The sequence below is a fragment of the Bacillus sp. EAC genome, assembly GCF_002156875.1.
In the GTDB taxonomy this organism is placed as follows: Bacteria; Bacillota; Bacilli; order Bacillales; family Bacillaceae_G; genus Gottfriedia.
The window spans coordinates 1-14,608 of sequence record NZ_NCSY01000015.1; the positions used below are offsets into that span (position 1 = coordinate 1).

The 14,608-nt window shown below is 34.3% G+C and carries 15 protein-coding genes and 1 rRNA gene; 1 reads left to right on the forward strand and 15 read right to left on the reverse strand.

Annotated features, from left to right (window positions below; translation table 11 throughout):
- Positions 1-263 (reverse strand): 16S ribosomal RNA (locus tag B7R65_RS19605); the annotation flags it as partial.
- A gap of 409 nt (positions 264-672) precedes the next feature.
- The gene (locus B7R65_RS21440) at positions 673-849 is read right to left on the reverse strand and encodes a hypothetical protein (RefSeq protein WP_179194937.1); all 177 of its coding nucleotides are present in this window, start codon (positions 847-849) and stop codon (positions 673-675) included.
- A 153-nt stretch (positions 850-1,002) separates the two neighbouring features.
- Here B7R65_RS21440 and pdaB point away from each other — a divergent pair, with 153 nt between their 5' ends.
- The gene (gene pdaB, locus B7R65_RS19610) at positions 1,003-1,770 is read left to right on the forward strand and encodes a polysaccharide deacetylase family sporulation protein PdaB (RefSeq protein ID WP_088044525.1); all 768 of its coding nucleotides are present in this window, start codon (positions 1,003-1,005) and stop codon (positions 1,768-1,770) included.
- A 250-nt stretch (positions 1,771-2,020) separates the two neighbouring features.
- On the opposite strand, the gene B7R65_RS19615 is transcribed toward pdaB, so the two are convergent.
- The 13 genes from B7R65_RS19615 to B7R65_RS19675 all read right to left on the reverse strand — a co-directional run bounded on the left by B7R65_RS19615 (position 2,021) and on the right by B7R65_RS19675 (position 14,552).
- Positions 2,021-2,614 (reverse strand): KinB-signaling pathway activation protein, encoded by a 594-nt coding sequence (locus tag B7R65_RS19615; protein ID WP_088044526.1) that lies wholly within the window; start codon positions 2,612-2,614, stop codon positions 2,021-2,023.
- 217 nt (positions 2,615-2,831) lie between these two features.
- The gene (locus B7R65_RS19620; protein WP_088044527.1) at positions 2,832-3,899 is read right to left on the reverse strand and encodes an Mrp/NBP35 family ATP-binding protein; all 1,068 of its coding nucleotides are present in this window, start codon (positions 3,897-3,899) and stop codon (positions 2,832-2,834) included.
- A gap of 98 nt (positions 3,900-3,997) precedes the next feature.
- Positions 3,998-4,708, reverse strand: a complete 711-nt coding sequence (gene cwlD / locus B7R65_RS19625) for an N-acetylmuramoyl-L-alanine amidase CwlD (protein WP_088044528.1) — start codon at positions 4,706-4,708, stop codon at positions 3,998-4,000.
- Between the two features lie 58 nt (positions 4,709-4,766).
- Complete coding sequence (locus B7R65_RS19630; RefSeq protein WP_088044529.1) at positions 4,767-5,198, reverse strand: DUF2521 family protein; 432 nt, start codon at positions 5,196-5,198, stop codon at positions 4,767-4,769.
- A 163-nt stretch (positions 5,199-5,361) separates the two neighbouring features.
- Positions 5,362-6,630, reverse strand: a complete 1,269-nt coding sequence (locus B7R65_RS19635) for an S-adenosylmethionine decarboxylase related protein (protein WP_088044530.1) — start codon at positions 6,628-6,630, stop codon at positions 5,362-5,364.
- Between the two features lie 177 nt (positions 6,631-6,807).
- On the reverse strand, positions 6,808-8,166 hold the full coding sequence (locus tag B7R65_RS19640; protein ID WP_088044531.1) for a phage portal protein: 1,359 nt from the start codon (positions 8,164-8,166) through the stop codon (positions 6,808-6,810).
- A 286-nt stretch (positions 8,167-8,452) separates the two neighbouring features.
- Complete coding sequence (gene aspA / locus B7R65_RS19645; protein ID WP_088044532.1) at positions 8,453-9,889, reverse strand: aspartate ammonia-lyase; 1,437 nt, start codon at positions 9,887-9,889, stop codon at positions 8,453-8,455.
- Between the two features lie 423 nt (positions 9,890-10,312).
- The gene (rpsI, locus tag B7R65_RS19650; protein ID WP_056467505.1) at positions 10,313-10,705 is read right to left on the reverse strand and encodes a 30S ribosomal protein S9; all 393 of its coding nucleotides are present in this window, start codon (positions 10,703-10,705) and stop codon (positions 10,313-10,315) included.
- A gap of 21 nt (positions 10,706-10,726) precedes the next feature.
- Positions 10,727-11,164, reverse strand: coding sequence for a 50S ribosomal protein L13 (rplM, locus tag B7R65_RS19655; protein WP_088044533.1), 438 nt, complete (start codon positions 11,162-11,164; stop codon positions 10,727-10,729).
- A 156-nt stretch (positions 11,165-11,320) separates the two neighbouring features.
- The gene (gene truA / locus B7R65_RS19660) at positions 11,321-12,064 is read right to left on the reverse strand and encodes a tRNA pseudouridine(38-40) synthase TruA (protein WP_088044534.1); all 744 of its coding nucleotides are present in this window, start codon (positions 12,062-12,064) and stop codon (positions 11,321-11,323) included.
- 12 nt (positions 12,065-12,076) lie between these two features.
- The gene (locus B7R65_RS19665) at positions 12,077-12,871 is read right to left on the reverse strand and encodes an energy-coupling factor transporter transmembrane component T family protein (protein ID WP_088044535.1); all 795 of its coding nucleotides are present in this window, start codon (positions 12,869-12,871) and stop codon (positions 12,077-12,079) included.
- On the reverse strand, positions 12,868-13,734 hold the full coding sequence (locus tag B7R65_RS19670; RefSeq protein ID WP_088044536.1) for an energy-coupling factor ABC transporter ATP-binding protein: 867 nt from the start codon (positions 13,732-13,734) through the stop codon (positions 12,868-12,870). Before B7R65_RS19670 ends, B7R65_RS19665 begins: the two co-directional genes overlap by 4 nt.
- The gene (locus B7R65_RS19675) at positions 13,710-14,552 is read right to left on the reverse strand and encodes an energy-coupling factor ABC transporter ATP-binding protein (RefSeq protein WP_088044537.1); all 843 of its coding nucleotides are present in this window, start codon (positions 14,550-14,552) and stop codon (positions 13,710-13,712) included. Before B7R65_RS19675 ends, B7R65_RS19670 begins: the two co-directional genes overlap by 25 nt.
- Between the last annotated feature and the right edge of the window lie 56 nt (positions 14,553-14,608).

Below are 14,608 nucleotides of genomic sequence, written 5' to 3' on the forward strand. Positions count from 1 at the left end.
CACCAACTAGCTAATGCGCCGCGGGCCCATCTATAAGTGATAGCCGAAGCCATCTTTCAACAAAGGAACAGGAGTTCCTTTGTGTCATCCGGTATTAGCTCCGGTTTCCCGAAGTTATCCCAGTCTTATAGGTAGGTTGCCCACGTGTTACTCACCCGTCCGCCGCTAACCTGCAGGAGCAAGCTCCTACAAGTCCGCTCGACTTGCATGTATTAGGCACGCCGCCAGCGTTCGTCCTGAGCCAGGATCAAACTCTCCATAATAGTTAAGTTTAAATCTTGTTTTGCTCTAAAACTAATAATTGACGTTTTACTTCATGTTTTGTTTAGTTTTCAAAGATCACTCATCGCTCGTAAGCGACTTTCTTATATTAACATTTCATATAAGAGCTTGTCAACACAATTTCAAAACTTTATTCTTTCGAAAAGAATTCGTTTGTCTCGTTGACGACGTAGAATAATATATCACGTATCGAAAGTTAAAGTCAACATAAATTCCGACTTTTTTTTACATTAAATAAAAACATAGTTGATATTCGATAAAATCCTCTCCCCTTTCCACGGATAAACCACTGATTCACCTAGCTCATACCTCACTCTTTGGTTTCAGCTAATCCGTTTTTTTACAGGGGTCTCGCCGATACAAATCTAGATTAACCTTTAACAAAGCTTTTTATAAAGGAAGTCTTATATAAACCTCTTTAAGTATTGTCCTTTTATTCAATAGCTCCGTTTTTAATCTTCCATTTAAATTATCAGTTGCCAATTCATTTTCTAATTCATTGAGTGACTTCAGGATAAGTGATTCAATTTCTAATACATGTTCCTTACCTAAAAGAATGCCAAACATTATGATACTCCTTCGTTTTTAGTGTCTTCTCTCTTAGAACAAACTCGGTTTCAATCGCCAAAACACATTTTTTTATATTTTGTTTTAAGCATACAAGCATGTAAAAACTCATATCCTTTAAATAAGAACTTGGACAAGAAAGAAGGGAGACTAATGCTATTTTATTTTTATATCACCTCTAAAAAAAAGCTAAAGCAATTATCATTAATTACTATTATTGCATTTTTCACAGCTTGCTTAGTTTATATACAAGCTCCTAAAACGTTCTCAACATTTTCAACAAATAAAGGTCCAGTGGCAATTTATAAGGGCGATGTTTCTCGAAACAATGTGGCACTAACTTTCGATATTAGCTGGGGAGATGAAAACGTAGTTAAAGTATTAGATGTCTTACAAAATCAAGGAATTAAAAACGCGACGTTCTTCTTATCCGCTTCTTGGGCAGAACGACACCCAGAAATAGTCGAAACGATTCTCAAACAAGGTCATGAAATCGGGACACTAGGTTATCGATATAAGAGTTACACGCAATTAACCCAAACAGAGATGCAACGAGATTTAAATAATTCAGCAGAAGTATTTAAACGATTAGGGGTAAAAAACGTTAAATTATTTAGACCGCCTAATGGTGAATATAATAAAGATGTTATAAATTTAGCATCTAGAAATAATCTTTCAGTTATACATTGGAGCGTCAATACAGAAGACTGGCGAAATCCAGGGACGAATCAAATATTTAAAAAGGTAAAAAAAGATACTGACCCAGGTGACATTATTTTACTTCATGCTAGTGACTCAGCATTGCAAACACCAAAAGCCATCCCTTTAATTTGGTCCTATTTAAAGAGTAAAGGATATAAGAATGTTTCCGTGTCAGAAATGATTTCAAATACAAAGACAAGCACAAAAATTGTTAATTAAATATAGACTATTGTTTTTTCTAAAGAGATTGTTGTTTTTAAAAAGGTATTGCTAGATCAAGCATTCAATAAAAAGAGTGATTGAAACTGGAGATGTGGGATAATTGAGCCCAGTCGATTTTACGAGATTGAGACTCTCCACCCGCCCCTTAAAAAAACAGCATTCTAAAGTGGAAATTTTCAAATCTCAATTTTTATAGAAAATAAAATTTACAAAAACTCCTAATAAAAAAAGCTAAGAGAATTTCCTCTTAGCTTTTTAACGTTCTGTGTAATGTTATTAATTGATACGTATTACAAACAAATAATGGTACTAGCATTAATATTAACCATGAAAGATCATTTTGTCTTAATGCAGGGAACCATTCAACAATTGTTACTACGATCATAAAAAATAACGCGGGAATAAAAGCACCTTTATTCGTTTCTTTACTTTTTATATATGCAACAACGAGACTACACACGATTAAAACAAGTGGAAATATTAGATAACCTACAAATGATTTACCTTCGCCAAATTTAACAAAACGGAGATATGCTAAATCAAATAGTGAAAATAATATTAAAACAATTTGGACTGTATTCCATAATTGGCTGGATTTGAAAAATCCCAATCCAAATCTATGAATGGTTAAATAAGCGAAAAATCCCATTTGACTTACAGCACTAAAAACTAGTCCTAAAATAAACAAAAACGATACTTCAATAAGTAACTTAGTGAAGTGACTATCTTGTAAGTAATTAAAATACTCCTTATAGCCGTAAAGAATACCCGTGATAATTGTACTAATTGCTCCAACAAGTAATGTTGTTAAAAATAATCGAACCCATTTCCGACTCGTCATTCTATTTCTGCTCCCCCATATCCACAAAGCATTATTCGCATTACACTTAATCTAAAAATGCCATATATAAATTGTTTATTAACTTCCCAGTCGCTTTTTAAACAAAATAAAAATACCCTTTGAATCGTTGTCATGTTTTATATTGGTTAATGAACAATCCATAACCAATACTATCATAAAAAACATGCTTAACAAATAGAAAGGGTATTGATTAGACTTATTTATTTAGGGCAATTTTTTCTACTACTTGTTTTGCGATCGTAGTATAAATTTTACCTGTCGGATGGTCTTTATCATAGATTGATGGTGCAAAGTCCGCTTCATCCCAGTCAGGTTGCTTTAATGGTAATTGACCTAAAAGAGTTGTTTGAAGCTCTTTAGCAAGCCTTTCTCCTCCGCCTTTTCCAAACACATACTCTTTTTCACCAGTTTTTTCACTTTCGAAATAACTCATGTTTTCTACAACACCAATTATTTCATGGTTTGTTTTTAATGCCATTACGCCCGCTCTCGCAGCCACAATTGATGCAGTGGGATGAGGTGTAGTAACAATAATTTCTTTACACGAAGGCAGCATGCTATGTACATCTAATGCTACATCTCCAGTTCCAGGTGGTAGATCAAGTAATAAATAGTCTAGATCTCCCCATTCAACTTCAGTAAAAAACTGTTGTAGCATTTTTCCAAGCATTGGACCTCTCCAAATGATTGGTGAGTTATCTTCTACAAAGAATCCCATTGAAATAACTTTCACGCCAAATCGTTCTACAGGAATAATACGTTCTCCTCGAATTACAGGTCTTGTTTCGATCCCCATCATATCAGGTACACTAAATCCATAAATATCTGCGTCAATTATCCCAACTTTTTTACCTAATCTAGCTAACGAAACAGCAAGGTTTACAGATACAGTTGATTTACCAACTCCACCTTTACCACTTGCAATCGCTAGGAATTGAACTTTTTTATTGTCTAGTAGTGAAAGACCAGATACATCTTGCCCTTCTTCGTTCTGATTGAACTGACTTTTCTCTTCTTCAGTAAATTCAGTGAAACGAATACCAACTGTTTCAGCGCCATTTTGTTTTAATAGTTGAACGATTTGTGTTTGAATTTGCATCTGTTCAGCTGAACCAGTTTTTAACAAAGCAATTTTAACACTTACATGTCTTTTTTCTTCTTTTATTGAAATTTCTTTAACTGAGTTAACTTCAGCTAATGATTTATTTAAAAAAGGTTCGTTGATCGTTCCTAAAAGTGATAATACTTGTTCGTTAGTAAGCATATTCACACCTCGTTATCTTAATATACTAAATAGTATAACACATGAAACTTAGATAGTCCTAAGTAACATTATTTAATTCTCAAAATGAAAACCACCGATTAATTCGGCGGTTCATTTTTGTCTGTATAGTACCGTATGACCCCTCTATAAATAGCTGCAGCGAGCTGATCTTGATACTCTTCTTCTCTCAATTGTTGGCTTTCTTCATAATTAGATAAAAAACCAACTTCCACTAACGCACCTGGAACTTTTGAATATTTCATTAAATAAACATGATTGATTGTTTTTGCTAAACGATGTGTATTGTTTAAACTTTCGCGAAGTTCTGCTTGGACATATTTCGCAAACCGTTCATTTTCAATTAATGAACCATAGTAAAATGTTTGTGCACCTTTAGAAGAAGTACCTGGCAAAGAGTTTAAATGTATTGATAAATACAAATCAGCATTTGAATTATTAATCATTTCTACCCTTTTTCTTAAATCAACACTTTTCCGTCTACTATAACCCTTCATACCATCTTCAGCTAAATCATAGTCACCATCTCTTGTCATAATGACAGTAGCACCTTGCTCTTGCAAATAATCCCTTAACTTATTTGTAATAGATAGTGCGACTATTTTTTCGATGACATCTCCACCCGAAGCCCCACCATCAGGACCACCATGTCCAGCATCTAATACGATTACTTTTCCATCTAATGGTAACCCTTTTAATTTCCATGTCTTTGATGTTTTTTGTAATAAAGGTACGCACAAAATCAAACAAACAAAAGTGATAATAATAACAATTAATTGCCATCTTTTCATTTTTTCTCCCCCTGATTGTCCTATATAAAATATATGGGACAACTAGAGAGAATATGACTTACTTTGATAAGCGAAGTCTATGTCTTCTTTCACCTTTTACATATCCGTCTAACCACCAATTTTGTAAAAAGGATTTACATTGATTAAACGGTTCAGTTTGTATATCATCCTTTCGACCAAAGACAGATGAGTAAAAAAGGTATACTAACCATTCTGCCTCTTTTGCAGATCGATTTTTAACATCATCAATTGTTTCGCCATAAAATCCAAATCGACTATATCTTGCACCGAGTAAATACGTTTCTACCGCTAACTCAAGACAATAATCTTCTCTCGCTTTTCTTTGCTGGCCTTCAGCTTCTATACAATAGGAAAAGGATTCCTTTAATTGTGATCTTAAGTGCATTATTTTAAGCTCTTTAAGTAAACATTTTTCAAAGGTAATTTGTTTTTCTCTTCTTTTTTCTCGGAAATTCATAATAACATTCATTTTGAAACCTCCCCGTAGCCATAGTCTAAGACGAAAGGCCTCGGTTCATTCAAAAACTACAAACTTAATTTCTTCCATAAAAAAATAATAATTTTCTTACTAAACTTAGATATGTAAATAAATAAAAGCCAATTAAATTATTCATCTAATTGACTGTGACCGATTAATTTTGATTATATGGTTTCATTCTTTGTAGCAGTGTTCCATCACTTTTTGCATTCTCTCCATATATAAAATGCGGCATATGGCTTTTTAAATACGTACCATATTGACTATTTGTATTTAAAAGTAACTCATCTACAAAATACGCTCCATTATCAATGGAATCTAAAAGTAAGCTAGCAACACCAGCGTATACTCCACATGCCACCTGGAGATAAGTAGCATTTGTTCCATATTCAGCATAAGCATCTTGATTGTTCATGACATTATAAACAAATCTTTCTTTATCAGGATAAACTAATAAAACACCAACTAAATCTTCACCGATTAGAGGAGCTGTTGAGGGATCTAAAAGCTTTTTATCAAAATCCAATATTTCTGCACTGTTGTTCAAATGATTTCGAATCAAATTTGTCGTATGGTCGTTTACTCGATACAGAAACCCGCTCTCAAGATTAAATAATCTCCCTATTATAAAAACTTCTTCATGGGGCATAAGACAACCGTAAAATATTTTTTTACCTAATGTAACTTTAAATTCTACTGAATAAACGTCATTATACAAAAAGATAGGGATATTTTCTTTTACAAACATAGGATAGCTTGTAACTGCTTCTTCAAGAAAACAGTCAGGTGACCAAGTTGTATAGACAGTATTTTTTTGAGCGAGTGTAGGGTTTTCATAAAAAGAATTATCGTGCTCAACGATATAACATGCTAGAGGGTTTTCAAAGGGGAATTGATTCATTAAATCGATTGCCATCCATTGTACAATACCTGGATTCATTCCTGATCCAATAATGGCAGAGGTGTTTTTAAATGTATTTTTATTTTCTTCATATACTCTCAACCGTTCTTTCAAAAGAAAGCCATCATTAAGACCCTCAGCTTCGTCCGATAGAGAACTTTCTAAGGCAGTACTGATATACTTTATCCCATATTCATTACAGCAGCTTAAGATTTCAACTGAATCTGCCCTCGAGACATCGATTACTAATTCTGTATTCGTTTGTTCAAGATGATTCTTAAATAATTTAAGGTCATTAAGATTCATCTCGTGAAAAGTTATACGATCAATTAATTGAGGTAAAAAGCTTTCAAAATAAGAAAGTTCCTTTTGTTTTATATCAATTAAATGGAAACGCGTTTTTATTAATACATGATGTATAGGGTCATCTTGATCTTGGATCACCTTATTAAAAATTGAAAGTACCGCCTTGGCTACTCCTCCAGAGCTACCTAAAAGCGTAATTACTGCATCCTTATTCATATAAACAACTCCATCATTTCTTTTAGTACATTACATTACTTAGTTTATGAATACTTGGACAATTTTGTTTGGACAAGAATCTTGATTTGAAGGAACAGTTTAATTTTGGACTTTTTCACTAATAAAAAAGACCATTAACAAAGTACTGTTAACAGCCTTTCTTATACAATATTGAACTCATTTTTCTTTTTCCTCTTTCTCAGGAAGCTTCCAGACTTCCTTACAGAATTCCTTACATTCTTCCCTACATCTCTCTCTTTCCTCCTTACATTCTTGCCTAAACCTCTCTCTTTCTGCCTTACACTCTTCCATACGCTTCTCTCTTTCTTCTTCTCGCTTCTTTTCTCGCTCACGTTCTAACTCCCATTCTCTATCTTTTTGTTTCTGATCAATTGGTTCAGTGTCTATTTTTCGAATAGGCGTATTCCCTTGAATAATAGGTCCAAGTGCCATGATTGTTCGCCATTCATTCGGTGTTAATGAACCACGGTCAACCATTGCTGAAAGATTTAATTTCGTGGTTAACGAAGCGAACTCCAGATTGGATGTTTCAAATACAATACGATTCCCATTACTTCTATCTCTTCTGTTAAAGAATTTCCTCGTATATTCATTTCCTAACTGGATTGCAAGCGGATCGATTACACCTTCGTAATACGTATTCCACTCCTCTTCATTATAAGTACTTCTGACGATTTTCTCATTTGTATTAAAAAAACTATATATGCGGTTAATTGCTTCAATCGATCGCTCTTCTTCCGGAACATAACTATCCGAATCTACTTGTTCTAAGTCATAAGAAGGCTGTGATAATCCTACTTTAACCCCTTCACCAGTATATTTCATATAATTAGTAACAAAATCATCTGCATTTTTTTCCATTTCTTCTTGATCAAGTACTTCATTAAAATTTAATAGCCACTTTATTAAGTTGTTACTATTCGTCTTTTCAATCACACTGTCATCAACTACATCAATCATTTCTAGAAGTGGCAATAAAGCTTTGTAAGGACTGTCTCCAAAAATATCATTATCATTAAAATCTTGCCTTAAATGGATAATGTCTTCATAAGGTAGAGTAACTACTTTACCGGTTCTAAAAGTAAATTTTAATAATATTTCTCCTTGCTTACTTTCAAGCACCTCTACTTTTGTACACGGAATCGGATAAATTTCTATTGGATAACCATATTCATTTCGTTTTATATAGGCGAAAGCATTATTATTTAGCTCTAATTGCGTGGTGAGTTTTTCTTGAAGCATTTGACCTGACATGAATTGATTAGGTTCATTAAATAGCATTCGAATCCATGGATCTGGATTAATTTTGCATTCAGTTAGGTTTTCTCTTATATGCTTTGGTATAAGTTTTCCAATCGCTCTAGCTTTTGGTCTAATACAAGCTCGAATAACATCACTTCTAAATAATTTTTCTCCAAGAGTAAAAAGACCATCTCCCGCATCGTTAAGTAACTCAATTTTTTGCGAAGTATCCTGGATATTCTTTTTACCAAATATCCTTTCAATCAAACCCAACTGAGATCACTCCCAACATAATAAAATAAGTGAGAAGTTAAGAGGCTTAAATATTAAGTATTTATATCTTGTTAATTTATTAAAAAATTTTAATTTTCATTATAAATAATATGAAAATGAATATCATATTATTCGTTCCTCTTCGTGCAATCCAAAAAGACTCCCAACCAAAAATGGTTGAGAGTCTTTTAAACAAAATTAATTTTTTAGAACGAAAGAGCTCTACTTGAGGCACATTTAAGCAAGAACTGGCTTCTACGACAATTTTTTGCTTAACATGAACAACTTATTGTCTTTCTAAAAGAACTGCACCAGCAATTCCAGGGTGAGTCATTTCATAAGGATCCAAAATTAAATCAAGCTCTTCTTCTGATAATACGTCATATTTTAAGCATAATTCGCGAATTGGCTGACCTGTTAAAATTGCTTCTCTCGCAATTCTTGCTGCAACCTCATAGCCTATATGCGGATTAACAGCTGTAATAATACCAGCGCTTTTTTCAACATATTCCTTCATTCTTTCTTCATTTGCTTCGATACCCTTTAAGCAGTAATCTGTAAATGCACGGAATGCATTATTCATAATGTTGATTGATTGAAGTAAATTAAATACGAGTACAGGCTCCATAACATTTAGTTCTAGCTGTCCAGCTTCAGATGCTAGGCAAATTGTATGATCGTTTCCAATTACTTGGAATGCCACTTGATTAATAACTTCAGCCATAACAGGATTAACCTTACCAGGCATAATAGAAGAACCAGGTTGGCGTGCAGGCAATGTAATCTCACCAAGTCCCGCACGAGGTCCAGAAGCCATTAAACGTAAATCATTGGCTATCTTAGACATATTCATCATACAAACTTTAAGTGAAGCTGACACTTCCGTGTACGCATCTGTGTTTTGAGTTGCATCAATAAGGTCCTCAGCACCAACAAGTGATAAACCACTAATGTCAGCAAGATGCTTGACTACAAGTTCGATGTAGCGAGGATCAGCGTTCAAGCCAGTTCCCACGGCAGTCGCACCCATATTTACTTCATATAAGTGCTGGCGAGATTGTTTAATACGCTTAATGTCTCGAGAAAGCACACGAGAGTAAGCTTTAAACTCTTGACCTAAACGAATCGGAACAGCATCCTGTAAGTGAGTTCGCCCCATTTTGATCACATGATCAAATTCTTTTGCTTTCGTCTCGAAAACACCATACATATTTTCCATTGTATTCAATAATTTTTCTAACATATTTAACGTTGCAATGTGAATAGCAGTAGGGAATGCATCATTTGTTGACTGCGACATATTCACATGACTGTTAGGACTTATACAGAAATAGTCCCCTCTTTCTTTACCAATTAACTCAAGCGCACGATTAGCGATAACTTCATTTGCATTCATGTTCATTGATGTCCCTGCTCCACCTTGAATTGGGTCGACTATGAACTGGTCATGCCATTTTCCATCAATGATTTCTTGAGCGGCACGCGCAATTGCCATGGCATTTCCTTCATACAAGCGCTTTGTTTCCATATTTGCAAGTGCTGCCGCTTTCTTTACAATTGCCAAGCTTTTAATTAGTTCCTCGTGTATTTTATATCCTGTAATAGGAAAGTTCTCAACAGCACGTAAAGTTTGTATACCGTAATAAGCATCTACGGGTAACTCTTTTTCCCCTAAAAAATCTTTTTCAATTCGTATGTTTACTTTCTTTTCAGTAGCTGTCATTTCATTTTTCTCCTATCTCTTACGCAACTTTACATTCTTTTAAAAAATCCATGTACTGTTGCGCTTTGTCTTTATCAAATTCGCTTTCCAATTCCGCTATTGAGATAGCTGAAGATGAATTCCCTACTACACCGGCCACAGAACAGATCTAAAGTTAATACTTGTGATTAATGTGACTTCCTTAAAAAGGAGCCTCATTAAACCTATTGTTGCCAGCATAATAATGAACGATGCGCATAATACTCCGCCATACCTTTTGAAGTCAGTATGAGGAAAATTATAATCTAAGCAGTTTCATATACGACATTTGTATTATACATCTGCTCAGGAAATTATGCAGTAAGTTTCATATTAAAAAAACATGTTTCCTAAACAAAAAAACTCCTCCCCACAAAGTGGAAAGGAGTTTTGAACGTATATAAATTAACGTTTTGAGAACTGAGGAGCTCTACGTGCACCTTTAAGACCGTATTTTTTACGCTCTTTCATACGTGCATCACGAGTTAATAATCCAGCGCGTTTTAAAGTTCCGCGGTATTCAGGATCAACTTGTAATAATGCTCTAGAGATACCGTGACGAATTGCACCAGCTTGACCAGTGTATCCACCGCCGTTAACGTTTACTAGAATATCATAGCTACCTAAAGTTTCAGTTGCAACAAGTGGTTGTTTAACAACTTCTCTTAATGCAGCGAATGGGATGTAATCTTCAAAATCACGACCGTTAATGATAACGCGTCCTTCGCCAGGAACTAAACGTACACGAGCTACTGAGCTTTTACGACGTCCTGTGCCATAGTATTGTACTTGTGCCATGTGAATGCCCTCCTTTTATTATTATCCGCGAAGTTCGTAAACTTCTGGTTTTTGTGCTTGGTGTGGATGCTCGTTACCAGCATACACGTGTAATTTTTTAACTTGAGCACGTCCAAGACGTCCTTTTGGAAGCATACCTTTAACAGCTAATTCAAGCATTTTAACTGGGTAGTTAGTACGCATTTCTAAAGCAGTACGCTCTTTTAAACCACCAGCATACATTGTGTGACGGTAGTAAATTTTGTTGTTTAATTTATTTCCTGTTAATTCAACCTTCTCAGCGTTGATGATGATTACGTTATCACCTGAATCAACGTGTGGTGTGAAAGTTGGTTTGTGTTTACCACGAAGTAAAGTAGCTACTTCAGTTGCAAGACGACCTAATGTTTTACCTTCAGCGTCTACAACGAACCACTTACGTTCAACTTCGCTAGCTTTTGCCATATAAGTTGTGCGCATTCTATTTTCCTCCTAATACAATATACATAAAGTAAAATTGTTTTTATTGTTTATCTTAACACGATTGGTTCCGGGGCTAATCGTGGTTCTTAAAACAATACCGTATTTAATATTAAACAATCTACCTTCTAATGTCAAGCAAATGTTACACCAGGATTAGTTGTTATAATCTACTTTCCATAAAAACAAGCCATTGGCCGGTGCAGTCTTTCCAGCAGTGCCTCGATCACGGGCAGTTAGAGCATTTTTCAAACTTAAAATTTCACGTTTTCCTTGGCCAACTTCAATCAAAGTGCCCACAATTATTCGTACCATATTATATAGGAATCCATTTCCTACAAGAGCGATAACAATACCATTATTTTCTTTGGTGATGGTTCCTTTATAAATCGTACGAACTTTGTCCTTTATATCTGTATTTGATGCACAAAAAGAACTAAAATCGTGAGTACCCATTAGTAATTGAAGTGCTTCTTGCATTTTCTCAATATTTAACTCAAATGGAAAGAAATAATGCTGACTTCTTGAAAACACATCTTCATCTTTTTCATTCCATATTACATAACGGTATTCTTTTTGAACAACATCAAATCGAGCATGAAAATCCGGTTCAACTAGTTCAACAGATTTTATATAGATATCTTTTGGCAATTGAGCATTTAAAGCCTTCTTCCATTGTTCTGCTTCAAGGTTATATTCACTATCAAAATGAATAACTTGTCCGACAGCATGTACACCAGTATCTGTTCTTCCCGAAGCATGTATTCGGATTGGTTTTCCTTTATGCATTCTTGTTAGAACGTTCTCAATATCTGTTTGTACAGTACGTTGATTCGGCTGAACTTGGTAACCATTAAAAAGTGTACCATCATATGCAATTATACATTTAATTCGATTCATTTCAATTCTCCATTATTTACGTAAAAACAATAATAATAAAAATAGTATAAGTAAAATGATAAGACATAGTGTATCACGAAGTTTCCAATTCATAATTCGAAACTTTGTTCTTCCTTCTCCTCCTTGGTACCCTCTTGCTTCCATCGCAATAGCTAAGTCCTCTGCTCGTTTAAAGGAGTGTATAAATAATGGAACTAATAATGAAACAATAGCCTTTAATCTTTCTTTTAAAGGGCCAGATGAAAAATCGACTCCTCTAGACGATTGAGCTTTCATTATTTTCTCTGTTTCCTCCATTAGAGTAGGTATAAAGCGTAATGAAATTGACATCATAAGTGCCATTTCATGAACAGGTAAGCCGAGTTTCTTAAAGGGATGAAAAAGTGATTCTAACCCATCAGTTATTTCAATCGGGTTTGTTGTGAGTGTTAAAAGTGTCGTAATTGATACTAGAAGGAAAAATCGTATTGAAATAAAAATACCTTGTACAATTCCTTCTTTGTGAATTTCCACCCATCCAAATTGGTATAGTAATGGACCTTCCTTATTTGTAAAAACATGCAAAATAAATGTAAATAATACTAGCCACCACACCGTTTTCAATCCATTAAAATAATAATTGAGAGGAACTTTAGATAATAGAACCGTTACAATTACAAAGAGAAATAATATGCTATATGTCACTAGATTATTTGCAAAAAAAACGATAAAGATAAATAAAAACATCGTTAAAAGTTTCGCCCTCGCATCTAAACGATGGATAAGCGACTCAATCGGTATATATTTGCCTATTATTAAACCATTCATATTGTTTCCCCATTGTAAAGTCTCGCGATAGTTTCTGCGAGTTGTTCGAGTGTTAAACTAGTAGCTTTTTCTTTTCTACCTAATTTTTGTAGTAATTCTTGATGAAATTTTAAGGATAGTGGAATTTGCAATCCAATCGCTTCTAATTCCTTCTCATATGAAAATACTTCTAAAGGACTTCCTTTAAGGTAAGTTGTTCCTTTTTGAAGTACATGAATCGTATCTGCGTATCTTGCAGCGTCTTCCATACTGTGTGTTACTAGAATGATCGTTAAGCCCTTTTCTTTATGAAGTTGATAAAACATATCCATTAAAGCTTTCTGTCCACTAGGATCAAGTCCAGCAGTAGGTTCATCCAAAACTAGAACTTCAGGCTCCATTGCCAATACCCCTGCTATAGCAACCCGTCTCATTTGCCCACCACTTAATTCAAATGGTGATTTCATAAGGTATTCCTCAGTTAATCCTACTTGTTCAATTAAAACTTTTGCTCGTTTTGTTGCTTCTTCTTCAGAAACGCCAAAATTCATTGGCCCAAAACAAATATCTTTTTCTACTGTTTCTTCAAATAATTGTTGCTCAGGAAACTGAAAGACTAATCCTACTTTTTTTCTTAAAGTTTTTAACTTCTTATTCTTTTTATCCGATACAAGCGTAATATCATCAATTTTTGCGATTCCTTCAGTTGGTTGTAAGAGGCCATTTAAATGTTGTAGAAAAGTTGATTTACCTGAGCCTGTGTGACCAATTACAGCATAATAAGAGCCTTCTGGTATCGTTACATCAATATCATGTAAGGCACGATATGAAAATGGTGTATTTGGCTGATATGTATATCCTACTTTTTCGAAAGTAATTTGCATAATTCGTTCACCAAGCTTTCTTGCTCTAAATGGTCCTGCTTCAAGGGTAAACCCTTTTCTATGAGAAGCTTTGAAAGGTTATTTGTAAAAGGAGACGCTAATCCAAGCGATTCTAGAGAATATTCCGTTGTAAGAAGCTCCTTAGGTGTTACACTTTGAATTAGATGACCATCATGCATAATCAATATTCGATCGGCATGTATTGCTTCTTCAATATCATGTGTAATTGATATTACTGTCATATTAATATCTTTATGTAAATTTCGGATTGTTTCAATTACTTCTTTCCTACCAAAAGGATCTAACATTGACGTAGCTTCATCAAGTATTAAGATACTTGGCTGGATTGCAAGAGCACCTGCAATAGCCACTCTCTGTTTTTGTCCACCAGAAAGAGAATGAGGTTCATGTAATTTAAACTCATTCATATTAACAATATTTAAAACTTCTTGTACTCTACGATCCATTTCTTCTTTTTCAATCCCATGGTTCTCAAGACCAAAAGCGATATCATCAATTACCGTTGTTCCTACAAATTGATTATCGGGATTTTGGAAAACCATCGCTATCTTTTTTCGCACTTCCCATATCGTTTCTTCAGAAAGGATTACTTCATTGTCAATTTCGATTTGGCCTTCTTCAGGAAGAATCAATCCATTTAAAAGCTTTGCTAAAGTTGATTTTCCTGAACCATTTCGCCCCACTATAGCAATCCATTCGTTTTCTTTTATATCAAAAGATACGGTGTGAACTGCATTTGTTTGTGCGTTTGGATATTTAAAGGATATATTATCTACTTTAATACTATCTTTTCTCATCATTTCACCTATAATTCTTGATTGTTTATAGATATATAATAGTCTAAAAGTAAATA

Bases quoted from the DNA above. Each gene is read 5' to 3' on its own strand.
- B7R65_RS19635 (WP_088044530.1), bottom strand. From the start codon at position 6,630: ATGAATAAGGATGCAGTAATTACGCTTTTAGGTAGCTCTGGAGGAGTA.
- B7R65_RS19615 (WP_088044526.1), bottom strand. From the start codon at position 2,614: ATGACGAGTCGGAAATGGGTTCGATTATTTTTAACAACATTACTTGTT.
- B7R65_RS21440 (WP_179194937.1), bottom strand. From the start codon at position 849: ATGTTTGGCATTCTTTTAGGTAAGGAACATGTATTAGAAATTGAATCA.
- rpsI (WP_056467505.1), bottom strand. From the start codon at position 10,705: ATGGCACAAGTACAATACTATGGCACAGGACGTCGTAAAAGCTCAGTA.
- B7R65_RS19670 (WP_088044536.1), bottom strand. From the start codon at position 13,734: ATGCAAATTACTTTCGAAAAAGTAGGATATACATATCAGCCAAATACA.
- truA (WP_088044534.1), bottom strand. From the start codon at position 12,064: ATGAATCGAATTAAATGTATAATTGCATATGATGGTACACTTTTTAAT.
- B7R65_RS19620 (WP_088044527.1), bottom strand. From the start codon at position 3,899: ATGCTTACTAACGAACAAGTATTATCACTTTTAGGAACGATCAACGAA.
- pdaB (WP_088044525.1), top strand. From the start codon at position 1,003: ATGCTATTTTATTTTTATATCACCTCTAAAAAAAAGCTAAAGCAATTA.
- B7R65_RS19665 (WP_088044535.1), bottom strand. From the start codon at position 12,871: ATGAATGGTTTAATAATAGGCAAATATATACCGATTGAGTCGCTTATC.
- cwlD (WP_088044528.1), bottom strand. From the start codon at position 4,708: ATGAAAAGATGGCAATTAATTGTTATTATTATCACTTTTGTTTGTTTG.
- B7R65_RS19630 (WP_088044529.1), bottom strand. From the start codon at position 5,198: ATGAATGTTATTATGAATTTCCGAGAAAAAAGAAGAGAAAAACAAATT.
- B7R65_RS19675 (WP_088044537.1), bottom strand. From the start codon at position 14,552: ATGAGAAAAGATAGTATTAAAGTAGATAATATATCCTTTAAATATCCA.
- rplM (WP_088044533.1), bottom strand. From the start codon at position 11,164: ATGCGCACAACTTATATGGCAAAAGCTAGCGAAGTTGAACGTAAGTGG.
- aspA (WP_088044532.1), bottom strand. From the start codon at position 9,889: ATGACAGCTACTGAAAAGAAAGTAAACATACGAATTGAAAAAGATTTT.